This is a genomic window from Tardiphaga sp. P9-11 (assembly GCF_008329525.1).
Taxonomy (GTDB): Bacteria; Pseudomonadota; Alphaproteobacteria; order Rhizobiales; family Xanthobacteraceae; genus Tardiphaga.
On the sequence record NZ_NPKQ01000002.1, the window covers coordinates 71,472 to 94,643 of the forward strand.

Here is a 23,172-nt window from a genome sequence, read left to right on the forward strand (position 1 = left end):
CTGATCGGAACGTAGGCTGCGGGGGTGTCAAAAACAAGGACTTACCCCCCGTGGAATCGCGGATGTCGCGGCGCTATGCCGCGAGCGTTAATGCCGCGATCAGCTCTTGTGGTCGTCGTCCCGGCCGCTTGCGTCCGGCTCTGCGTCATCCGGCTCATCTTCGTCCCGCTCGTCCTCGTCGAAGTCGCCGTCTTCCTCGTCGTCAGAATCGTCTTCATCGTCGTCGAGTTCAGCAGTTTCGGGCTCTGCGGTCTCGTCTTCGTCCGACTTGTCCTCTGCGACCTCGGCCGTTTCGGCTTCAGTCTCGGCCTGCTCGGGCGCGATCACATCAAGATCACCGGCTTCGAGTTCCGCGACTTCGGCCACTTCACTCGCCGGCTCCACGACATCCACTGTTTCGGTAAATTCAGCCACCTCGGTGAATTCAACCTTGGCCTCCGCAAATGCCTGGGCCTCACCCGCGAATTCGACGGCGCCGGTTTCCGGTTCCTTGAGCTGCAGTTCCGGGAATTCCGGATCGGGCGCCGACAGCGCCAGTTCCAGATCGCCGCCCTCCAAGGGATCCTCGTCCTCGCGGAGCGTCGGATCGTCGGACGGGTTGGGCACGCTGAAGCCGGAGGGCAGACGCGAATCCAGCAGACCCGTGCCCTTGAGCTCTTCGAGACCGGGCAGATCGCCGAGTGCCTCCAGGCTGAACTGCGACAGGAAGCTCTCGGTGGTGCCGAAGGTCAGCGGCCGGCCCGGCGTCTTGCGACGGCCGCGCGGCTTGATCCAGCCAGTTTCCAGCAGCACGTCGAGGGTGCCCTTCGAGGTGATGACGCCGCGAATGTCTTCGATTTCAGCGCGCGTCACCGGCTGATGATAGGCGACGATGGCGAGCACTTCGATGGCCGCACGCGACAGCTTGCGGGTCTCGGTGGTCTCGCGAGTCATCAGCCACGACAGGTCGCCGGCGGTACGGAACGTCCACTTGTTGGCGACACGGACCAGATTGACGCCACGCATGGCATAGTCGGCCTGCAACCGGGCCAGCGCCGCTTTGATATCGACGCCATCAGGCATGCGCTTGGCCAGCGCCGACTGGTCGAGCGGTTCGGTGGACGCAAACAGCAGCGCTTCGAGCAGGCGCAATTCTTCGGGGCGCGCCTCCGACTGGACTTCGGATTGTCCCTCGGGTTGCACGATCTGATCCTCGACATCGTCGATGCGTTTCTCGGCGAGGCTTGCCATGTCTGGATCTCCTTCTTCCACTTACTCGGCCGGAACTTCCGGCTCCACCTGCACAGGCTGGGCGATGTGCTTGCGGAAATACAAAGGCGCGAATGCTTCTTTCTGACTGAGGTCGAGCGTGCCCTCACGGACCAGCTCAAGTGCAGCCGCAAAACTTGAGGCCATCACCGTCGCGCGCTGCGCGGGGTCGGCAACGTAAGCCAGCAGATATTCGTCGAGACGGCTCCAGTCCTCGGCCATGCCGACCAGCCGCTCCAGCGACGCACGCGCTTCGCTGAGAGACCAGACGGTGCGCTTGGCGAGATGCACGCGCGTCAGTACGCGGGCCTGACGCTGGGTCGCATAGGCCGATAACAGGTCATAGAGCGTTGCCGTGAAACGCGGATGCTTGATCTCGGCGATCCCCTCGGCAAGGCCGCGCGGGAAGATATCGCGGTTGAGCTGCGGCCGGGTCATCAGCCGGTTCGAGGCTTCGCGAATGGCTTCAAGCCGGCGAAGGCGGTTGGCCAGCGCAGTTGCCATATCCTCGGCGCTCGGGCCCTCGCCCGGCACGGTCGTGTCCGGCAACAGCAGGCGCGACTTCAAAAACGCCAGCCAGGCGGCCATCACCAGATAGTCGGCGGCGAGTTCCAGACGGATCTTCCGCGCGGCTTCGATGAACAGCAGATACTGGTCGGCCAGCGCCAGAATCGAGATCTTGTGCAGATCTACCTTTTGCTGACGCGCCAATGCGAGCAGCAAGTCGAGCGGTCCTTCGTAACCTTCGACGTCGACGACCAGCGACGGCTCGTCGTCGGGAACGACCTCGGCCGGCAATCCGGTTTCAAACGACAAAATCTCTGCGCTCATGCACTTGCTCCTGCTCGAGCGATCAAGGCATCCAGTTCCGCGCGCCCTGCAGCGCGGTCGAACGGCTGCGGCTGACGGCGGGCAGCCACGGCTGCCTTGGCGCGCTCAAGCGCCTTCCCGACCAGAACCGGGGTCTCGCTGACGACGTCGCGCATCTCGTCCAGTTTGCCGTTGCAATGCAGGACCATGTCGCATCCGGCGCTGACGATCGCGCGCGTCCGCTCCGCGATGGATCCCGCCAGGGCATTCATGGACACGTCATCACTCATCAACAAACCTTGGAACCCGATACTGCCGCGAATCACCTGTTCAATGATTGTCGCAGAAGTCGTGGCCGGTTGGGTGGCGTCCAGAGCGCTAAACACAACATGTGCAGTCATCGCCATCGGCAGGTCGGCGAGTGGACGAAATGCTTCAAAATCAGAAGCTTCGAGCTCACTCCTCGAGCTATCCACGATCGGCAATTTGAAATGGGTGTCGGCCGTGGCCCGACCATGGCCAGGAATGTGTTTCAGGACCGGTAGAATGCCACCTTGCGACAGACCTTCGGTCACGGCACGGGCAATGATCGCGACCTTGCCGGGCTCCGTGCCATAAGCGCGATTACCGATTACGGCGTCAGCGCCTTCCACCGGGACGTCCGCCAGCGGCAGGCAATCCACGGTGATGCCAAGGTCCACAAGGTCGGCCGCGATGAGCCGGGAGCTCAGCCAGGCCGCCCTGAGACCCGCTTTCGGGTCTATATCGTAAAGCGTGCTGAACACAGCGCCGGGCGGATAGAGCGACCAGTGTGGCGGCCCAAGGCGCTGCACCCGGCCGCCTTCCTGATCGATCAGGATCGGCGCATCGAGGTCACCCGTCGTCCCGCGCATTTCCTCCACAAGTCGAGCGACTTGGGCAGGATTATCAATGTTGCGCTTGAAGAGGATGAAACCCCACGGCCGCTCGGCGCGCAGAAATGCGCGCTCCTCAGCGGTCAGCTCCAGTCCAGATACACCGGTTATGAATGCGCGTGTGCTCATGGGGCCGATTAGCCCCCATCAACGCTCACGGTCAAGGAAACGGCCGTTAATTCCTTTGGACGACGCACTGTCCGCCGGCAGATTTCAGGTTCCCGCAGACTTGCGAGGCCTCGTCCTGCGAGCCGAACGGTCCGACCATGGCCCGATAATAAGTCCCCTTGTCGCCAAGGTCGGCCTTCTTGATCAGCGGAGCCCGCGATCCGAGCACCGAGGGGAACTTGGTCTGCAGGGCACGGAACGACGCCTGCGCATCACCCTCCGAGCGCTGGGACGACACCTGAACCACATAGCCGCCGCCGGAGGCCGCCGGGGCCGCCTGCTGGGTCGGGTTGGTCGAGGCCATACGTGAGGGCGCCGAAGGAGCAGCTACAGCCTGAGGCGCGGCTTGCGGTGATAGCGACATCGGGGCGCTGACCGATGCGTTGGCATTGGTCGCGCGCGGTGCCGCAGCGGGCGCGGCTGCAGGAACCGCTGCCGGAGCTGCAATGCGGGCTGGCGCCTGACGCGCGGCGGGCGTGGCCCCGGCGTCAGACTGATCGCCCTTGACGGCAAAAGTACGGATCTTGCGGGGCTCATCGCCCTGCATCGCGCCGTTGCCGACCATGGGCTTGTTGCCTGGCGACACGCTGGCTGTGGATGGCGGGTTGGCATTCTGGTTCAGCGGCGGAAACACTACACGCGGACCAGCCTTTGTGGCGTCCTGTACGTTAACGGGCTGCTCTTCGCGCGACACTAGCCGCTCGGGCGCGCCACCGAGGCGATCCTGAATCGGCTTTCCGTCAGCAGATGCCGTTGCGGACGGCGCAACGATCTTGTTCGGACCAGGCTCGGCCTTGATGACCGGCGGTTCGCCGGTGCGCGCCGACCCCATGAATGAGCGATAGGCGAAGGCAGCGCCGGTACCGACAACGGCCAGCGTCAGCACGATCGCGACAGTCGCCATGCCGCCGCGACGTTTCGGCGCCTCTTCCTGCTCGGCATAGCCGTCTTGATAGGCGTAGGGATCGTCCTGGTATTGATCGTCCTGCGGATGCTGCGCGCGCGTACCGTCGGCGCGGCCATACAGCGCATCGTCGTAGCGATTGGGATCGGGCTGTTCGTGAGCCTGATCGTACTGACCATGATAGTCGTGCGCCTGATGGTCCGCATGGGCGGCAAAGCCCGGCACCTGATGATAATCGGCCTCCGGCTCCAAACGCTGAGGCTCCTGATGCTGAGCGCCGTAACGCTGCACCGGATGACGATCCTCGAATTCCTGCTGCTGCGACTCATGGGCTGCCGCACGCTGCATCCACGGCGGCGGACCGGGCTGCACGGGTTCTTCTTCATATTCCGGCTCGTCCTGATAGGCCGGTTCAGCTTGACGCGGCGCGGGCGCCGGGTGGCTGTTGCTGGCGAACGGGTCGGTTTGTCCGATCAGCCGTGCGAGTTCTGCGAGTGGATCGCCCTCGCCCTTCGTGCGCGATTGAGCATCGCGTCCGTAATCGTCATCCGCTGGGAAAGGTCGGTTCTGGTATCGATTAGCCATTGTGATGTCGCATCCCCTTCGGGAAAGCCGCCAACCCGCTTTTCAAACGAAACAGCCGCTATCAAGAACCGCCCACAGATCCCCATGTGAACGGTCGTCCCCTGTCTATCGCATCTCGTCCGGTGCGGTGACGCCGAGAACGGCGAGGCCCGAAGCCAGGACTGAGACGACGCTTTGGACAAGTGCCAATCGCGCTTTGGTAAGTTCTGCATCATTAGTGATAATGAAGCGTAAATGAGGCATATCACGCCCCCGCGTCCAGAGCGCGTGAAATTCGCTGGCGAGATCATACAGATAGAAGGCGATGCGGTGCGGCTCGTGCGCCGTCGCCGCGGATTCAATCATTCGTGGGTACAATGCTAGCTGCCGCATCAGGCTCAGCTCAGCGGGATCGTCGAGCCGCTCCATCACGGCATTCTTGAGATAGGCAACCCGCGCCTCGGTTTCCAGAGGCAGGTCGGTCAGCATCTCCCGCGCATTGCGGAAGATCGAATGGCCGCGGGCGTGACCGTACTGGACGTAGAAAACCGGGTTGTCTTTGGACTGCTCGATGACCTTGGCGAGGTCGAAATCCAGCACCGCGTCGTTCTTGCGGAACAGCATCATGAAGCGCACGGCGTCGGAACCGACCTCGTCGACCACTTCGCGCAAGGTGACAAAATCACCCGAGCGCTTCGACATCTTCACAGGCTCGCCGTTGCGCAGCAGTTTCACGAGCTGCACGATCTTGACGTCGAGTTCGGCCTTTCCCGCGGTGACCGCCTTGATCGCGGCCTGCACGCGCTTGATATAGCCGCCGTGATCGGCGCCCCAGACGTCGACCATGTTGAGGAAGCCGCGGTCGAACTTAGTCTTGTGATAGGCGATATCGGACGCAAAATACGTGTAGCCGCCGTCAGATTTCAGCAGCGGACGATCGACGTCGTCGCCGTAGGCCGTGGCGCGAAACAGCGTCTGCTCGCGGTCCTCGTAGTCGTCGATGGGCTTACCCTTCGGCGGGGACAGCCGGCCGATATAGACGTCGCCTTTGCCGCGCAGGAATTCAATGGTTGCGCCGACCATGTCGGTGCCGCCATCGATCAGCGAACGCTCCGAGAAAAACACTTCATGGGTGATGTTGAGCGCGGCGAGGTCGCCGCGGATCATCTCCATCATCATGGAAATGGCTTTGGGCCGCACGATCGGCAGCCACTTGTCCTCGGTCATCTGATTGAGCGCGCCGGCGTGTTCGGTGGCCAGCGTCTGTCCGACCGGAACCAGATAGTCCCCTGGATAAAGCCCCTCCGGGATTTCGCCGACGGTTTCGCCGAGCGCCTCGCGATAGCGCAGGAATGCCGAGCGCGCGAGCACATCGACCTGCGCGCCGGCGTCGTTGATGTAGTATTCGCGGGTGACGTCGTAGCCCGCCGTTGACAGCAGGCTCGCCAGTGCATCGCCGAACACGGCGCCGCGGCAATGGCCGACATGCATTGGACCGGTCGGATTGGCCGAGACATATTCGACATTCACCTTCTCACCGGCGCCGACGAGGCTGCGGCCATAGGCATCGCCATCGCGCAGCACCGCGCGCAGCGCATTTGCCCAAGCGGTCGTCTTCAGGGTGAGGTTGATGAAGCCGGGACCAGCTACATCGACGGAGGTCACCAGTTCGTCCGTGCGCAGCTTTGCGGCAATCGCTTCGGCGAGGTCGCGCGGCTTGGCCTTGGCTTCCTTCGCCAGTACCATCGCAGCGTTGCTTGCCATGTCGCCATGCGACGCGTCCTTGGTCGGCTCCACCACGACGCGCGACAGATCGATGCCAGCCGGCAGAACGCCCTCGGCCATGAGGGCATTGCAGATCGCGTGAACACGCGTGAGCACGTTGGCGAACAGATGCGGGGTTGGAGCGGATGTGGCCATGGCTGTACAGGAACCGGAACTTGCGCCGGGACTGTTCCCGGCTGGATTGCATCAAGGATGGATAGCGGTTTCGTATGCGTTCCGCTGCACTTGTTTGATTTCAAACAGCTACAGGCGTCCGAAAATCGCAGATTTCACAGCCCCGAAAGGCACTTACGGGGATCGCCTAACGCAATTCGGGGGTCGAGTCAAAGAGCCGAATATGCTCGGTAATGGCAAAACGGTCGGTCATCCCGGCAATGAAATTGCCGATCCGGCGCGCCTGCTCGCCATCCGATTCCGGTTCGGCATCCTCTGGCGGTAGCCATTCAGGCGGTAGATCCTCGGGCGCGCGCTGATAGCGCGCGAACAGATCGGTGACGAGACATTCGGCCTCGACCATCACCCGCATGACGCGCTCATGGCGGTACATGCGTTGCCAGAGGAAGGCCTTGATCCCCGCCTCGGCCTCTGCCGCGTCGGCGCGAAACGCAACGAGCTTCCGGCCGCAGCGACGAATGTCCTCGGCGGACTTCGGCAGCAACGCTCCAAGTCGCTGTTCCGTCTCGCCGATGACTGCGCCGATCAGATATGAAATCAGCTCGCGCACCAGTTCAGCGCCACGCCGACTCTCATCGAGGTCGGGATAGCGCCTGTCGATCTCGGCGATCATGCCTTGCGTCAGCGGCATCGCCTTCAGGTCATCGACGGTGAACAGGCCTGCACGCAGTCCGTCATCAATGTCGTGAGCGTTATAGGCGATATCATCGGCAATCGCCGCTACCTGAGCCTCCAGTGACGCGAAGCTCGACAGTTCCAGATCGAAGGTCCGGTCGTATTCGGTGATCCCAAACGGCACGCCGTGGGTGGCATAACGCCCGACCGGCGCGCCCGACGGACCGGTGAGCGGCCCGTTGTGTTTGACGATGCCTTCGAGGGTTTCCCAGGTCAGGTTGAGGCCGTCGAATTCCGGATAGCGGTGCTCCAGCGACGTCACGAGGCGCAGGGTTTGGGCATTGTGATCGAAGCCGCCATGGGCCTCGAGACAGGCATCGAGCGCCCGCTCACCGGCATGACCAAACGGCGGATGGCCGATGTCATGGGCCAGCGCCAATGTCTCGGTCAGGTCTTCGTCGAGGCCCAGTTGCCGGGCCACGGCGCGGGCAATCTGCGCCACTTCCAAAGTGTGGGTGAGTCGGGTGCGGTAATGATCTCCCTCGTGAAACACAAAGACCTGGGTCTTGTGCTTGAGGCGTCGAAACGCGGTCGAATGGATCACCCGGTCGCAATCCCTGCGAAACGCGCTGCGGGTCCGGCTCGGAGCCTCGGAAAACAGCCGTCCGCGGCTGCGATCGGGGTCGCAGGCATAGGGGACGCGGGGAGCAGCCATTCCGACTGACACGTGGTGTTTATCCTTGATCCAATTGATTCCTGAGCCTGCCGCACTTAACTATGGGGAGCGGCAGATTCAAATGGTTCGAATCGTGCCCGGAGAGCCAGATATGACAGACACTGCAGTCACCGAGGCCCCTCTCAGCGTCAGCGCACGTGCTGCGCGCCGGATTGGCGAAATCCTGAAGACCGAAGGCAACGGCGCTATGCTCCGCGTTTCGGTCGAAGGCGGCGGCTGCTCCGGCTTCCAGTACAAGTTCGACGTCGAACGCGCCAAGGCTGACGACGACATCCTGATCGAACGCGACAGTGTCGTCGTGCTGGTCGATCCCGCTTCGGCCCCGTTTCTGGCCGGCTCCGAACTTGACTTCGTCGACGACCTGATCGGCGCTTCGTTCCGCGTCGTCAATCCGAACGCGACGGCGTCCTGCGGCTGTGGGACCAGCTTCTCGATCTGAGCCTGTCAGTTTCCTTCTCGGCTTACTTCTCCGCAAACAGGGCCCGCGCATTGCCATGCGCGATCTGCTTAGCGACTGACGGCGATAGTTGCGCTAGCCAGGCGCGATAGCCGTCCATGATATCGCCGTAGCTTGCCCAGCGTTCCGGCACCCAGGTGTCGGAGCCCAGCAGGAAGCGATCGGGATAACGCTCGAACAGCACCCGCCATTGCGGCGTCAGTTTGCCTGATCCGTCCACGATGCCGCTGCGGTAAGACAATTCACCCCAGAGCTTCGGGTATTTTATCAGCATCGCTGCGACACGGTCCGGCGCGAGGCTGAAGCCGGTATGTGCCCAGATAATCTGCGCACGCGGATTTTGCCGCATCAGAATCTCGACCGCTTCGTCGTCGGCATGGGCGTGCAAATAGAGATTGTTGACGACGGCGAAGTCGACGGTCTTCTTGACCATCTCGGTATCGGCCGCCTTGCCGGTGAGATGGAATTCGCCGACGCCGCGATAATAGCCGCGTTTGAATTCCTCCTGCACCAGATCGAAGATCACGGGATCGTTGAACCAGCTGCCGATATCGGCGCGCACGCAATACGGCCGGATGAACGGCACCACCTGCAGATCACCCGCCTTGCTCTTCGCTTTGTCGTCCATCAGCACATGCGTGCCGGTGTTCGGACGACTGGTCGCGAGAATGCCGGTGACACGGTTCTTCCTGAAAACCTCAAGCACCTCGTCGGGCTGGTAATATGGCTTCGGCTCCCAGTTGTAATGCATGTGGGCGTCGAAGATTTCGATCCGATCGTCGGCACGCACCTGTGCGACAACGAGTGCGGCCAGCAAAGCCGTCGCAGTAAGCGTTCTCACCAGCACTGAAGACATCCCTATTCCGCCGCAACCACGCGCGGACGATCGTCGTGGTCTTCTTCGTCGAGCTGCGGCTGCAGCTTGCGCTTCAGCTTGCGGTCGATCCGGTCGAGATAGATGTAAATCACTGGCGTGATGAACAGCGTCAGCAATTGCGAGACACACAGACCACCGACCACCGCAACGCCGAGCGGCTGGCGCAACTCGGCGCCGGCGCCAGCGCCCAGCGCGATCGGCAGCGTGCCGAAGATCGCCGCGAAGGTGGTCATCATGATCGGGCGGAAACGCAACAGCGCGGCCTCGCGGATCGCGTGTTCAGCCGACAGGCCGACGCGACGACGCTCCAGCGCGAAGTCGACCATCATGATTGCGTTCTTCTTGACGATGCCGACCAGCATGACGATGCCGATCATGGCGATGACCGACATCTCCATTTTGAACAACATCAAGGTCAGGATCGCGCCGATACCCGCCGACGGCAGGCCGGAGATGATCGTGATCGGATGGATGAAGCTCTCATAGAGAATGCCGAGAATGACGAAGGCCGCAAACACGGCAGCGAGGATCAGCACGCCCTGCCCGCGCAAGGAATCCTGGAATACCTGCGCGGTGCCCGAGAAGCCCGTGGCGATAGTCACCGGCAACTTCGCATCAGCCTCGATCTGCGTGATCTGATCGACCGCATAGCCTAGCGAATAGCCGGGCACGAGGTTGAACGAGATCGTCACAGCGGGCTGCTGGCCCTGATGGTTGATCTGCAGCGGCCCGACCGTCGGCAGCAGACGTGCCACTGCACTCAGCGGGATGGTCTGGTTATTCGAGGTCTTCATATAAAGCTTGGAGAGATCGCTCGGGTCGATCCGGAACTGCGGCTGCGCTTCCAGAATGATCTGATAGTCGTTGGTCGGCATATAGATGGTGCCGACCTGGCGCGAACCGAACGCATTATAGAGCTGGTTGCGAACCTGATCGACCGTGATGCCGTAGACTGCCGCCTTCTCGCGGTCGATATCGACCGTCATTTGCGGGTTCTTGATGTAAAGGTCGGTGGTCACGTCGAGCAGACCCGGCACCTTGGCGATGAGGTCACGCATCTCCGGCGATACGCGATACAGCGTGTCGGTGTCGCTGCCTTGAAGCACGTATTGATACTGACTCTTCGACGGACGACCACCGATGTTCAGGTTCTGGATGCTCTGGAAAAAGGCCTGCAGGCCGGGAACGGCCAGCGACTTCTGCCGCAGCCGCGCCATCACCACCTGTGCCGGTTCACGTTCCTTCGCCGGCTTCAGCGCCACGAACAGACGCCCATAATTCGCCGTCGCATTCGGGCCGCCTGACCCCACCGTGCTGTTGATGTACTCGACCGCGGGGTCCGTTTTCAGCAACGCCGCCAGCACCTGCTGACGCGCGGACATCGCTTCAAACGACGTATCGGTGGCGGCTTCGGTGATGCCTGTGAGGAAGCCGGTGTCTTCCTGCGGGAAAAACCCCTTCGGCACGATCATGTAGAGATAGACGGTACCGCCGAGCGTCGCGAGGGTGACCACGAGCATCAGCGCCTTGTGCGCCAGCACATGGTCCAGCGCCCATTCGTAGCCGCGCAGCCAGGCCGCGAACATGCGCTCGAAACCACGCAGGATGAAATTTTCCTTGTGCTCGGGATCGTGGGCCTTGAGCACGCGCGCGCACAGCATCGGCGTCAGCGTCAGCGACACGAAGCCCGAGACGATGATCGCCACCGCAATCGTCACCGCAAATTCACGGAACACGCGGCCGACGATGCCGCCCATCAGCAGCACGGGAATAAACACCGCGATCAGCGAGAAAGTGATCGAAATGATGGTGAAGCCGATTTCGCGCGCGCCCTTCAGCGCCGCATCGAACGGCTTCATGCCGAGTTCGATGTGCCGGACGATGTTCTCCAGCATGACGATGGCGTCGTCGACCACGAAGCCGACTGACAGTGTCAACGCTAGCAGCGTCATGTTGTTGATGGAGTAGTCCAGCATATACATCGCAGCGCAGGTGCCGAAGATCGAGATCGGCACGGCTAGCGCCGGGATGAAGGTCGCAGAAGCCGAACGCAGGAACAGGAAGATGACGATGATCACCAGCACGACGGCAATCAACAATGTCTCCTCGACGTCGGCGACGGCCTCGCGGACCGACACCGAGCGGTCCATCATCACATTGACTTCGACGGACGGCGGCAATTGTGCGCGCAGCGACGGCAGCTTGGCGCGAACGCCGTCGACCACGGCGACCGTGTTGGCATCGGGCTGTTTCTGGATCGCCAGCACGATGGCGCGCTCGCCATTCAGCCAGGTCGCGATCTTGTCGTTTTCGACGGCGTCATAGATCTTGGCGACTTCGTTCAGCTTGACGGGCGAGCCGTTGCGCCAGGCAACAACGACCTGGCCATAGTCGGCGGCCTTCGACATCTGGCCGGAGGCCTGCAGCGAGATGTCCTGCTTCGGTCCATTCAGGGTGCCGACGGGCGTCGAGGAATTGGCGCGTGACACCGCCGTGCGGATGTCTTCGAGCGACAGGCCGCGGGCCGCAGCAGCCTCAGGGTCGGCCTGGACGCGAATGGCGAATTTCTGCGTGCCATAGATCAGCACCTGCGCCACGCCGGGGATCTGCGACAGCGCCTGTCCAATGGTGATATCACCAAATTCATTGACGGCCGAGAGCGGCAGAGTCGATGAACTCAGTGCAATGAACAGCACCGGGAAGTCGCCGGGGTTCACCTTGCGGAAACTCGGCGGGATCGTCATTTCGATCGGCAACCGGCGCTGTGCGATCGTCAGCGCGGTCTGCACGTCCAGCGCAGCCGCATCGATATTGCGGTTGAGATCGAACTGAATGATGATCTGGGTCGTTCCCTGCGACGAGCTCGACGACATCGAGGAGATACCAGCGATGGTCGAGAGCTGACGCTCGATGATACCGGCGACCGAGGCCGCCATCGTATCGGCACTGGCGCCCGGCAGCGTCGCCGTCACCGCGATGGTCGGAAAATCCACCTTGGGAAGCGCCGACACCGGCAGCAGCCTGAAACCGAAAATGCCAAACGCGATGATCGTCGCCGTGATGAGCGTGGTCATCACCGGGCGACGGATGCAGAGCTCCGAGAGGGTCATGTTTTATGCCCCGGCCTTGCGAGCCCGGGCCTCAACCCGTGTGCCTTGCATCAGCAAGAGCTGGCCGTCGACGACGACGTCCTCATCCCCTTTTAAACCTGACGTGATCACCGAAATCCCCTGGAAGGTGCGATCGACTTCGACAGGTTGAACATGGGCGACGCCGTCCTTCACCGTGAACACGAAGTTCCCGGTCTGACTGCGCTGAACAGCCACGGTTGGCACAACAACGCCGTCTTCCGTGCGCACGATCAGCTTGGCCTGTACCAGAATGCCCGGCCACAGGGTCTCGTTCGGATTGCTCATGATGCCACGCACGGTGACCATCCCGGTGGTGGAATCCACGGTGTTTTCCACCATCGCGACCTTGCCTGTTTCAGAACGGCCGCTGTTCGGGATGGTCGCAATGACCGAGGTCGATCCCGCCGCCATCGCGTCGCGCAGATCGCCAAGCACGCGCTGCGGCACGGCGAACGACACATAGACCGGAGCCATCTGGTTGATGGTTGCGAGCGGCGCCGTGTCCGCAGGGCGAACGAAATTACCGACCTTTACGTTGGCCGCACTGATCCGGCCGGAGAACGGCGCGCTAATGATCGTGTAGCTCTTCTGGACCTTGAGGTTATCCAGCGCCGACTGATCGGCCCGGATGGTTCCAGCCAGGATGTCGGACTGCGTCTTGGCATTGTCGACGCTGACCTGCGTGGTCGCGCCCTTCCCGATCAAGTCTGTAAAACGCCGCACGTCGCGTTCAGCACCGGCCAATTGGGCCTGATCGCGGGCCAGCGTGCCTTCCGCCTGCTCGATCTGCGCATCGATCTGCCGCGAATCGAGGGTAAACAGCAGGTCGCCTTCCTTGACCTTGGCGCCGTCTTCAAAATGAACCGAGGTGATGGTGGTTTCCACCCGCGACTTGAGCGCGACACTCGAAATCGGCGTTACCGTGCCGATTGAATCGACATCGACCGGGACCGGTTTGCGTTCGGCCTTGGCCAGCTCGACCGAAACGATCCGCGCGCGCTGCGGGGCCTGTGTACTGGTATTGCCACCGGTCCAGGAGGAGCGCGTCGCATAGGCAGCAACCGCCACGGCGCCGACGAGAACGAGTAGAGCGATCGATGTGCGTTTCTTCATATGGTCCATGTCACCTGGTACAGAAGATCGGGTCGCCCCCGTTTCCCGCCCATGACAGCTTTAAAACAGCGTCTATGCGCTTTAGGCTTAAAGCTTATCATGTTGATGGGGATGATGGTATGCCACGTTGACGTATTTTTGCCATTGTTGTTACCGGAATCCCAGCAAATGAGAATTGCCACCTGGAATGTAAACTCTGTGCGCCAGCGGCTGGACCATCTGCTGACCTGGCTGCGCGACTGCTCCCCGGACATCGTCTGCCTGCAGGAGATCAAATGCCTCGATGAGGCGTTTCCGCGCGAGCCCATCGAGGCGCTCGGCTACAATGTCGTCACCCACGGCCAGAAGACCTTCAACGGGGTTGCCCTGCTCTCGAAATATCCGCTGGAGGAAGCCACGCCCCGGCTGGCGGGCGATGACGAGGATCTCCACGCCCGCTTCATCGAGGGCGTGGTGTCGCTGAAATCCGGGGTGGTCAGGGTTGCCTGCCTGTATCTGCCGAACGGCAATCCGGTCGATACCGAGAAGTATCCCTATAAGCTGAAATGGATGTCCCGGCTGCAGGAGTTCACCCGGCTGCGACTGAAGACCGAGGAACCTCTAATTCTCGCCGGTGACTTCAATGTCATCCCGGCGGCAGCAGACGCCTATAATCCGGCGGCCTGGATCAACGACGCGCTGTTCAAGCCGGAAACCCGCGCCAGCTTCCAGACCCTGCTCGGATTGGGCATGACCGACGCCCTGCGCGCCGTTACCGATGAGCCCGGCCAGTACACGTTCTGGGACTATCAGGCCGGCGCCTGGCAGAAGAACTGGGGCATCCGCATCGACCATCTGCTGCTGTCGCCGCAGGCCAGCGACAGGCTCGTCGACGTCGGCATCGACAAGTATGTGCGCGCCTGGGAGAAGCCGTCGGATCACGTGCCGGTATGGGTCGATCTGGACCTTGAAGCGGCGTAGGCAGAAGTCGCGCTCCATTGCTGCGAGCAACTTCGCGAAATCTCTTAATCCCGTTTGCCAGACACCCAGTGCTCGAGCATCTGCAACGCCATGGCACGATCGTCTTCGGAGGCTTTGGCAATGGCCTTGTTGTAGCTGTCGCGGATCCAGGAGTCGTCCGGGCCGGCATTGTCGCGGGCCAGAGTCAGCCACATCAGGCCACGCGCCATCTGCCGCGGCAGCGATTCACCGTTGAACAGCATCTGACCGAGCAGCGCCTGTGCCTGATGCTGGCCCTTCTGCGCAGCAAGACCAAGCCAGCGGGCGCCATATTTGGTGTCGCGCGGGGTACCGATGCCCTTCAGGTACAGCCGGGCCAGATCATATTGCGCGTCGGCATTGCCGAAATAGGACGCGGCATAGGAGAACATCTCACGCGCACGTTCGGTGTCTGCCTTGATCTTCGAATTCGGAATACCGTCGAGGTAGTAGCGGCCGAGCGCCACGAAGGCGTTGGCGACGATGGTTGCCTGCGGCGCGGACGGGCTGTCTTCGGCATGGGCATTGGCAATGCGGCTGAAATATTCGAAGGCGCGCAGGTCATCCTGCGCCACGCCGTTACCGTCGGCATACATCCGGCCGAGCTTCCACTGGGCGATCGGATGACCGCCCTCAGCGGCGTATTGTAGCGCGGTCAACGATGTGTCGGGCTTGGCGGACTTCTTCAAGACCGGCGCGGCGCCGGGAATGGTCGTTACAACCGGCAGGGCTGCGTCGCTGCTGCCAACTGGCGCACCGTCAAAGGCAAGGGCTGGCGCTACCACTGACGCGGCACCCAAAGCAAACACACCAAAAATGATACGCTCAACTATCCGCATAACAATATTTCTCGTGGGCCCGGTCGGGCCGGGTCACGGCGCAATCAATGGGCGACCCAATCTGCCGGGCATATGTCCACAGCGTCCCTGATATATGGTTAGTCGCGCGACGCTTCCCTTTGGTCGGGTGCGCGGCCAATTCTTTGTCGGTCAATTTTACGTTAAGGTAGCTTTCACTGGATTTACGCCCGATGGTGCAGACGTCCACCGCTTCGAAGATGCCGGGAGCCACATTCCCCTTCGATCCAACAAGGTCACCGTTACAGGTGATCGACTTGTTGGCAGAACGCATGACGTCCTGGTGGGAATTCCACTTCACGGTCTTCATACTCTCCGCGATCACCTTCCCGTCTGCAGCGAGGCGATCTCCCTGCAGCTGGCCGTGATCGAGCAATGTCTCGTTCGGCATCGGTATGCTGGCAACTTCCAATATGTCTGAGGCGACATAACGGCTCACCCGCTGCAAACCGGTACCATACGGTGTCTTTTTGAAGATTTGAGAAGTCCGGGCTGGATTGCCGCGCGTAGCCGGACCCATCGCCGATGAGCGCGCGCCCCGCGACGCCTGCTCTCGGCCCTCCGTCATATGACGGATAGGCAAGCGCCACTTGATGTTCGTCCCAGCGTCCATCACGAGCCTGGTTTCTCAGGTCGCTTCGGCAATCCGGGACAGTCCCACTGACATCCCGCCGATCTCCGAAGCGCTCCAGCCTTCTGGCCGATGAGAAATGATTTCACGAAGGCGTGTGGCCAAATAGCGGCGGTTGCGATACCCGGGGCGTGATAGGGTTAAATCTTGGGGACTGTTGCCGTGGCGACACATTCGTTGCACCTAAGCAACCCTTTAGAGTCAGACCAAAGTCGAAAACGCGCAGGCCACTTTTCTGTCCGGCATCTGGCACCACTCAGCGATGCCAGGGCGGAGTAGTGGCCGAAAACGAAAACGCCACCCTTCGAGGTGGCGTTCACTCAGGATCGTGCGAGACGGCTTAGGTGTTCAGCACCCGGCCATAGGCGTCCAGCACAGCTTCTTTCATCGTCTCCGAGATGGTCGGATGTGGGAAGATGGTGTGGAAGAGCTCTTCTTCGGTGGTCTCCAGATTCATGGCGACGACGAAGCCCTGGATCAGTTCAGTGACCTCGGCGCCGACCAGATGTGCACCGAGCAGTTGCCCGGTCTTCTTGTCGAAGATCACCTTGGCCATACCCTGGTCCTCACCCATGGCGATCGCCTTGCCATTGGCGACGAAGGGGAAGCGGCCGACGCGAATGTCCTTCCCGGCTTCCTTGGCCTTGGCTTCGGTGAGGCCCACTGACGCCACCTGCGGATGGCAATAGGTGCAGCCCGGGATCAGCGACTTGTCCATCCCATGCGGGTTCATGCCCTTGATTGCCTCGACGCAGATCACACCCTCATGCTCGGCCTTGTGGGCGAGCATCGGCGGACCGGCGACGTCGCCAATGGCATAGATGCCGGGCACGTTGGTCTTGCCGTATTTGTCGATCACGATGCAGCCGCGCTCGGTTTTCACGCCGAGCTTCTCCAGGCCGAAGCCCTCGATATTGCCGACCACGCCAACCGCCGAGATGACGCGGTCGAATTCCTGCGTCACCGGCTTCTTGCCGTCATCAATGGTGGCGACGACACTGTCCGCTTTCTTGTCGAGCTTGGTCACCTTGGTATTGGTGAGAATCTTGAGGCCCTGCTTCTCGAATTGCTTGCGCGCGAACCCGGCGATCTCGGCGTCCTCCACCGGCATGATCTGCGGCAGCACTTCGACCACGGTCACGTCGGCGCCCATGGTCTTATAGAACGACGCGAATTCGATACCGATGGCGCCGGAGCCGACGACCAGCAGAGACTTCGGCATCTTGTCCGGATTCATCGCCTCGAAATAAGTCCAGACGAGCTTCTTGTCGGGCTCGAGACCCGGCAGCACTCGCGGACGCGCGCCGGTGGCGACAATGATATGCTTGGCCGTGTAGCTTCCCGCCCCCAGCGCGCCCTTCGGCGCCGCGGCTTCCGACTTCTTCACGGTGAACTTGCCCGGCGCATCGAGCGTCGCGTCGCCCCAGATGATTGAGATCTTGTTCTTGTTCATCAGGTATTCGACGCCGCCACTGAGGCGCTTCACCACGCCGCGCGAGCGCGCGATCACCGCCTTAATGTCGAACGAGACGTTGTCCGCGGACAGGCCGTAGTCTTTGGCATGCTGCATGTAGTGATAGATTTCCGCAGAACGCAGCAGCGCCTTGGTCGGGATACAGCCCCAGTTGTTGCAGATGCCGCCGAGATAGGCCTTCTCGACGATGGCCGTCTTGAAGCCGAGCTGCGCGGCGCGAATGGCCGTCACGTAACCGCCGGGACCGGAGCCGATCACGACGACGTCGAAGGATGTATCAGCCATGTTGACTCGCTTAATCTGTTTATAGCCGATGAAAATGTGAAGGCGCGCGAAGTTCGCGCACTCACACCACCATCATCACGGGATTCTCGATCAGCTTCTTGAAGGCCGTGATCAGTTCCGCACCGAGCGCGCCATCTATAGCGCGGTGATCGCAGGACAGCGTCACGCTCATCATGGTTGCCGCCACGATCTGGCCGTTGCGTACCACCGCCCGTTCCTCGCCGGTGCCAACCGCGAGGATGGACGACTGCGGTGGATTGATCACCGCGGTGAAGTCCTTGATGCCGAACATGCCGAGGTTGGACACGGATGACGCGCCGCCCTGGTATTCGTTGGGCTTGAGCTTTTTGGCCTTGGCGCGCGCGGCAAGTTCTTTCATCTCGTTGGAAATTGCCGAAATCGACTTGATCTCGGCCTGGCGAATGATCGGCGTGATCAAGCCGAACGGCAGCGCCACCGCGACGCCGATGTCCGAATGCTTGTGGCGGAGCATCGCCGCTTCCGTCCACGACACGTTCGCTTCCGGAATCTTCTGCAGCGCAATGGCCATTGCCTTGATAACGAAATCGTTGACCGAGAGCTTGTAGAGCGGCTTGCCGTCCTTGTCCTTGCCGGCGGCGGCGTTGATCTCCTCGCGCGCGGAGGAGAGCTTACCGAGATCGCAATCGACGGTGAGATAGAAGGTCGGCATCGAGTTGGTCGCGGCGGTGAGACGCTGCGCAATCGTACGGCGCATCGAGTCGTGCGGCACGCTCTCGTAAGCGCCCTGCTCGTACAGCCCAAGAATCTGCTGATCGGACATTGCAGGCGCACCGATCGCCGCCGTCACGCCGGCAGGAGCGCCCGCAGCGGCTACGGGCTTAAGGCCCTGACCGGATTTCGCCTTCTCGACATCCGCCGCGACCACGCGACCATGCGGACCCGAGCCAGTGATGCGGCCGAGTTCGATGCCGGCATCCTTGGCGAGACGACGCGCCAGCGGTGATGAGAATACACGCGCGCCATTGCTCTGTGAGGTGGTAGGCTGCGGAGCTGGCGCAACGGCAGGCACTGGTGCTTTCGCTGCGGGAGCAGCAGCCGGCGCTGGTGCTGCGGCAGCAGGCTTCGGCACCGGAGTCTCGGCAGCGGGCGCGGACTTCGGCTTGTCAGCCCCTGCCCCCGAAGCTGCGGTCTTCACGTCCTCGCCGTCGGCGGCGAGCACCGCGATGATGGCGTTCACCGCAACATCCTGCGTACCTTCCGCCACCAGAATCTTGGCGATGGTGCCTTCGTCGACGGCTTCGACTTCCATCGTCGCCTTGTCGGTCTCGATCTCGGCGATCACGTCGCCGGACTTGACCTTGTCGCCCTCTTTCTTGAGCCACTTGGCAAGGTTGCCCTTTTCCATGGTGGGCGACAGCGCAGGCATCAGAATGTTGATTGGCATTGTCAGTGACCTTGTTGCGACCGCGGCGTGGCGTTGCCCATGTCAGTCGGACGCGCGATTTCAGCTTCGAACATTTCGACGATGCGATTCAGCGCCTCGTCCTCGGAATAGTTAGCCTCACGCGCATAGGCGCGTGCGGCATGGCGCGCTATATCGACCAGCAGGAGCCCCCACATGTCGGGCTCCTCGAAGGCGCGCATGAAGGCGATGGACAGCCCTCCATCCAGCACGAACGCGCGTAACACCTCGGTGGCGTCTTCGCGGTCCATGACATCCGGCGGCAGAGGCTGTTCCTTCGGACCTGCCATGGTTCACCGATAGCAAACGGCTTTGGCCGCAGCGACGACATCGGCTACGGACGGCAGCGCGAGCTTTTCGAGATTGGCGGCGTAGGGCATCGGCACGTCCTTGCCCGACACGCGCGCGACCGGCGCATCGAGATAGTCGAAGGCGTGCTCCATAATGCGTGCGGCGATTTCGGCGCCCACACCCGACTGTTGCCAGCCTTCTTCCACCGTCACGGCGCGCGACGTCTTCTTCACGGACTCGATGATGGTGTCGGTGTCGAGTGGACGCAGCGTGCGCAGGTCGATGACCTCCGCCTCGATACCTTCCTTGGCGAGTTCTTCGGCGGCCTTCAGGGCATAGGTCATGCCGTTCGACCACGAGACCAGCGTCACGTCCTTGCCGACACGCGCGACCTTGGCCTTGCCGATCGGCACGATATAGTCGTCGAGCTTCGGCACCTCGCCGGAATGCCCGTAGAGCATTTCGTTTTCGAGGAAGATCACCGGGTTCGGATCGCGGATCGCGGATTTGAGCAGGCCCTTGTAGTCGGCGGCGCTATAGGGCGCGACGACCTTGAGACCGGGGATCTGCGAGTACCAGGCCGAGTAGTCCTGGCTGTGCTGGGCGCCAACGCGGGCAGCGGCGCCGTTCGGACCGCGGAACACGATCTGACATGTCATCTGGCCGCCGGACATGTAGAGCGTCTTGGCGGCCGAGTTGATGATCTGGTCGATCGCCTGCATAGCGAAGTTGAAGGTCATGAATTCGACGATCGGCTTCAGGCCGGACATCGCCGCGCCGACGCCGACGCCGGCGAAGCCGTGCTCGGTGATCGGCGTGTCGATGACACGGCGTGCGCCGAATTCCTGCAGCAGGTTCTGGGTCACCTTGTAGGCGCCCTGATATTCGGCGACTTCCTCGCCCATGATGAAGACATCTTCATCCCGGCGCATTTCTTCGGCCATCGCGTCGCGTAGCGCTTCGCGGATGGTCATGGTCACCATCTCGGTGCCTTCAGGAATTTCGGGATCGGGCTGAATCGCAGTCGTCGGAGCCGCTGGCGCAGCAGCCTCTTCCTTCGGAGCAGGAGCGGATTTGGCTTCCGTGGCAGGCGGCGCGGATTCTGCGGCCTTCTCCTGCTTCGCGTGAGCCAGTGCGCTCGCTGCAGCGGATGCATCTTCGCCGTCGGCGAGGATGGTCGCGATCGGCGTATTGACCGCGACGTCGTTGGTCCCTTCGGGGATCAGTATCTTGCCTAGCGTTCCTTCATCGGTCGCTTCGACTTCCATCGTCGCCTTGTCAGTTTCGATTTCGGCGATCACATCGCCGGACTTGATGGTGTCGCCTTCCTTCTTGAGCCATTTGGAGAGGTTGCCCTTCTCCATGGTCGGGGACAGCGCGGGCATCAGAACTTGAATGGCCATTATAACTCCGGATCAGTCTTAAGCTGCGCGCTTAGCGATAGACATCAGTGTAAAGCTCGGACGCATCCGGCTCAGGATCCTGCTGCGCGAAATCCGCCGATGCGTTGACGATGTCACGCACCTCGGCATCGATCGCCTTGAGGTCCTGCTCGGTCACGCCAGCGGCCAGCAGACGGTTGCGCACCTGCTCGATCGGGTCCTGGTCGTGGCGAACCTTGTCCACTTCCTCACGAGTGCGGTACTTGGCCGGGTCGGACATCGAGTGGCCGCGATAGCGATAGGTCTGCATTTCCAGAATGAACGGACCCTTGCCGGCGCGGCACCACGCGACGGCACGGTCACCGGCGGCCTTCACGGCGCGGACGTCCATGCCGTCGACCTGTTCACCCGGAATGTTGAAGGAGATACCGCGCTTCGAGAAATCGGTCTGCGCCGAGGAGCGCGTCACCGAGGTACCCATGGCGTAGCGGTTGTTCTCGATGATGTAGATTACCGGGAGCTTCCACAGCTCCGCCATGTTGAAGCTCTCATAGACCTGACCCTGGTTCGATGCACCGTCGCCGAAGTAAGCGAGGCTGACGAGATCATTGCCCCGGTAGCGATTGGCAAAAGCGAGGCCCGTTCCGAGTGACACCTGCGCGCCGACGATGCCATGGCCACCGTAGAAGTTCTTCTCGCGGCTGAACATGTGCATGGAGCCACCCTTGCCTTTGGAGTAGCCGCCCTTGCGCCCGGTCAGCTCGGCCATGACGCCCTTGGCGTCCATGCCGCAGGCCAGCATGTGACCGTGGTCGCGATAGCCCGTGATGACCTGATCGCCATCCTTCAACGCCATCTGCATGCCGACGACGATGGCTTCCTGGCCGATATAGAGATGGCAGAAACCGCCGATCGCGCCCATGCCGTAGAGCTGGCCAGCCTTCTCCTCGAAACGTCGGATCAGCAGCATGTCGCGAAGCGCGTGCATCTCCTGATCGCGGGTGAAATCTGGCGGCGATGACGGGGTTGCGCCATTGCTCGTTGCCTGCCCTGCGGGAGCGACGCTTTTCTTCGGTGCGGCCATGAAAATTCCGGATGAGAGAGTGAATAGCCCTTCCTACTCCAAGTGCTTGCGCCATGAAAGGGATTGCGGCGCGCGGAATGCCACACGGTTGTTTCGCACTGCAGCGAAGGTGCGAAACATTCGAAATCGAATTGGATCGGTTTTGTAATTTGAGGAATGAAAGCACGTATCTTGGTCACGTTACCGTCACGATGCACAAGCGCGAGCGATCCATAGCTTTGATGCAAAGCTGTGTTGCTCCACGCGAGGACGACCGCCGCCGACGAGAGAATCTCAGTTTGGCTTGATGACCTTCACGAGGTCGCGCGGATGCGCGTAGTCGAGCTGGTAGCGCGCGCGCTCGTCGAGCATGTCGGGATCGAGTCCACCAGATCGTAGCAGCGCCACGCGCTGCTCGGCCTTGGTGCGTTCCTTCTTCAACTGCACAAGTTCGGAAGTCAGCGCGACGATCTCCTGGTCGAGCTCCTGGCGGGCGTTGAGGCCGTATTTGCCGGTATAGGCATTGACCCCGAAATAGCTGATCATCATCGCCGCCAGTGCATAGAGCGCGAGCCCGGTGAGGATCGATTTGAGACGGGTATGCTTGACCATGCCCGAAAATGCGACGGCCCGGTTAAGGCGAACCTAACAACCGGGCCGCAACCTGAATTTGCGCCGATTATTTCTTCAGCTTTTCGACCCAGACGGCGAAGGCGTCGATATAGGCTTGCAGCACCGGACGGATCGATTCCTTGACGATCTCGCCCTTGTCGTCGAACGCATCGCCGATGGCATTCAGGTAAATCTCGGGTTGGCCCATGATCGGTCCGACGATGCCCGGCAGGACTTGGCGCAGGTTCATGACGGCGGAAACGCCGCCGCCGGGTCCCGGCGCGTTGCCGACGATACCGGTCGGCTTGCCGAGGAAGCAGCTCTTGCCGAACGGACGGGAGCCGACGTCGATGGCGTTCTTGAGCACACCCGAGGTACCGCGGTTGTATTCCGGCGTGACAAAGATCACAGCGTCGGAGGCGTGAATCGTGTCACGGAACTTGACCCAGTCGGCCGGCGGCGTGGCTTCCAGGTCCTGATTGAAGAATGACAGCTCGTGCAGCGTGATGACGTTCAGCTTGAGCGACGGCGGCGCCAGTTTGGCGAATGCATTCGCAACCTTGAGCGAGAACGACTGTTTGCGGAGGCTGCCGACAATGACGGCAACGCTGTAGGTGGCCATGAGATATCCCCTGAATAACTGCTTCCAAAAAGCGCGG

20 protein-coding genes are annotated in these 23,172 nt (G+C 61.7%); 2 read left to right on the forward strand and 18 right to left on the reverse strand.

What is annotated here, in order from left to right; all coding sequences use genetic code 11:
* Positions 1-99: 99 nt before the first annotated feature.
* From scpB to CIW50_RS06665, 6 genes are all read right to left on the reverse strand, one after another.
* Positions 100-1,230: an SMC-Scp complex subunit ScpB gene (gene scpB, locus CIW50_RS06640; RefSeq protein WP_149530508.1), complete on the reverse strand. Its 1,131-nt coding sequence runs from the start codon at positions 1,228-1,230 to the stop codon at positions 100-102.
* A 21-nt stretch (positions 1,231-1,251) separates the two neighbouring features.
* Positions 1,252-2,079 (reverse strand): segregation and condensation protein A, encoded by an 828-nt coding sequence (locus CIW50_RS06645; RefSeq protein WP_116663576.1) that lies wholly within the window; start codon positions 2,077-2,079, stop codon positions 1,252-1,254.
* Complete coding sequence (gene nagZ / locus CIW50_RS06650; protein ID WP_149530509.1) at positions 2,076-3,101, reverse strand: beta-N-acetylhexosaminidase; 1,026 nt, start codon at positions 3,099-3,101, stop codon at positions 2,076-2,078. The genes CIW50_RS06645 and nagZ overlap by 4 nt, the downstream gene beginning before the upstream one ends.
* A gap of 46 nt (positions 3,102-3,147) precedes the next feature.
* Positions 3,148-4,629 carry an SPOR domain-containing protein gene (locus tag CIW50_RS06655; RefSeq protein WP_149530510.1) on the reverse strand — a complete coding sequence of 494 codons (1,482 nt, stop codon included), beginning with the start codon at positions 4,627-4,629 and terminating at the stop codon, positions 3,148-3,150.
* A 105-nt stretch (positions 4,630-4,734) separates the two neighbouring features.
* A complete protein-coding gene (gene argS / locus CIW50_RS06660) occupies positions 4,735-6,528 on the reverse strand; it encodes an arginine--tRNA ligase (protein WP_149530511.1) in 1,794 nt (597 codons plus the stop codon).
* A 166-nt stretch (positions 6,529-6,694) separates the two neighbouring features.
* The gene (locus tag CIW50_RS06665) at positions 6,695-7,897 is read right to left on the reverse strand and encodes a deoxyguanosinetriphosphate triphosphohydrolase (RefSeq protein ID WP_149531537.1); all 1,203 of its coding nucleotides are present in this window, start codon (positions 7,895-7,897) and stop codon (positions 6,695-6,697) included.
* Positions 7,898-8,009: 112 nt separating this feature from the next.
* On the opposite strand from CIW50_RS06665, the gene erpA reads away from it, so the two are divergent.
* Positions 8,010-8,357, forward strand: coding sequence for an iron-sulfur cluster insertion protein ErpA (erpA, locus tag CIW50_RS06670; RefSeq protein ID WP_149530512.1), 348 nt, complete (start codon positions 8,010-8,012; stop codon positions 8,355-8,357).
* A 22-nt stretch (positions 8,358-8,379) separates the two neighbouring features.
* Here the strand turns inward: erpA and CIW50_RS06675 are convergent, their stop codons facing one another.
* Genes CIW50_RS06675 through CIW50_RS06685 form a run of 3 tightly spaced genes read right to left on the reverse strand, consistent with a single transcriptional unit; the run spans position 8,380 to position 13,496 of the window.
* Positions 8,380-9,231: an amidohydrolase family protein gene (locus CIW50_RS06675; RefSeq protein ID WP_149530513.1), complete on the reverse strand. Its 852-nt coding sequence runs from the start codon at positions 9,229-9,231 to the stop codon at positions 8,380-8,382.
* A 2-nt stretch (positions 9,232-9,233) separates the two neighbouring features.
* Positions 9,234-12,362 (reverse strand): efflux RND transporter permease subunit, encoded by a 3,129-nt coding sequence (locus CIW50_RS06680; RefSeq protein ID WP_149530514.1) that lies wholly within the window; start codon positions 12,360-12,362, stop codon positions 9,234-9,236.
* 3 nt (positions 12,363-12,365) lie between these two features.
* Positions 12,366-13,496: an efflux RND transporter periplasmic adaptor subunit gene (locus tag CIW50_RS06685; RefSeq protein ID WP_149530515.1), complete on the reverse strand. Its 1,131-nt coding sequence runs from the start codon at positions 13,494-13,496 to the stop codon at positions 12,366-12,368.
* Between the two features lie 168 nt (positions 13,497-13,664).
* Here CIW50_RS06685 and xth point away from each other — a divergent pair, with 168 nt between their 5' ends.
* Positions 13,665-14,456 carry an exodeoxyribonuclease III gene (gene xth, locus CIW50_RS06690; RefSeq protein ID WP_149530516.1) on the forward strand — a complete coding sequence of 264 codons (792 nt, stop codon included), beginning with the start codon at positions 13,665-13,667 and terminating at the stop codon, positions 14,454-14,456.
* Positions 14,457-14,500: 44 nt separating this feature from the next.
* Here the strand turns inward: xth and CIW50_RS06695 are convergent, their stop codons facing one another.
* From CIW50_RS06695 to CIW50_RS06735, 9 genes are all read right to left on the reverse strand, one after another.
* Positions 14,501-15,313: a tetratricopeptide repeat protein gene (locus tag CIW50_RS06695; protein WP_149530517.1), complete on the reverse strand. Its 813-nt coding sequence runs from the start codon at positions 15,311-15,313 to the stop codon at positions 14,501-14,503.
* A complete protein-coding gene (locus CIW50_RS06700) occupies positions 15,300-15,944 on the reverse strand; it encodes a dihydroxy-acid dehydratase (RefSeq protein ID WP_172980248.1) in 645 nt (214 codons plus the stop codon). Before CIW50_RS06700 ends, CIW50_RS06695 begins: the two co-directional genes overlap by 14 nt.
* A 358-nt stretch (positions 15,945-16,302) precedes the next feature.
* The gene (gene lpdA, locus CIW50_RS06705) at positions 16,303-17,721 is read right to left on the reverse strand and encodes a dihydrolipoyl dehydrogenase (RefSeq protein ID WP_149530519.1); all 1,419 of its coding nucleotides are present in this window, start codon (positions 17,719-17,721) and stop codon (positions 16,303-16,305) included.
* A gap of 61 nt (positions 17,722-17,782) precedes the next feature.
* Positions 17,783-19,147 (reverse strand): pyruvate dehydrogenase complex dihydrolipoamide acetyltransferase, encoded by a 1,365-nt coding sequence (locus CIW50_RS06710; RefSeq protein WP_149530520.1) that lies wholly within the window; start codon positions 19,145-19,147, stop codon positions 17,783-17,785.
* A gap of 2 nt (positions 19,148-19,149) precedes the next feature.
* Complete coding sequence (locus CIW50_RS06715) at positions 19,150-19,455, reverse strand: DUF5076 domain-containing protein (RefSeq protein ID WP_149530521.1); 306 nt, start codon at positions 19,453-19,455, stop codon at positions 19,150-19,152.
* Positions 19,456-19,458: 3 nt separating this feature from the next.
* Positions 19,459-20,859: a pyruvate dehydrogenase complex E1 component subunit beta gene (locus CIW50_RS06720; RefSeq protein WP_149530522.1), complete on the reverse strand. Its 1,401-nt coding sequence runs from the start codon at positions 20,857-20,859 to the stop codon at positions 19,459-19,461.
* A 31-nt stretch (positions 20,860-20,890) separates the two neighbouring features.
* The gene (gene pdhA, locus CIW50_RS06725) at positions 20,891-21,922 is read right to left on the reverse strand and encodes a pyruvate dehydrogenase (acetyl-transferring) E1 component subunit alpha (RefSeq protein WP_149530523.1); all 1,032 of its coding nucleotides are present in this window, start codon (positions 21,920-21,922) and stop codon (positions 20,891-20,893) included.
* Positions 21,923-22,195: 273 nt separating this feature from the next.
* Complete coding sequence (locus CIW50_RS06730) at positions 22,196-22,513, reverse strand: FtsB family cell division protein (RefSeq protein ID WP_149530524.1); 318 nt, start codon at positions 22,511-22,513, stop codon at positions 22,196-22,198.
* A 67-nt stretch (positions 22,514-22,580) separates the two neighbouring features.
* Positions 22,581-23,135: an NADPH-dependent FMN reductase gene (locus CIW50_RS06735; RefSeq protein ID WP_149530525.1), complete on the reverse strand. Its 555-nt coding sequence runs from the start codon at positions 23,133-23,135 to the stop codon at positions 22,581-22,583.
* Positions 23,136-23,172: the final 37 nt, after the last annotated feature.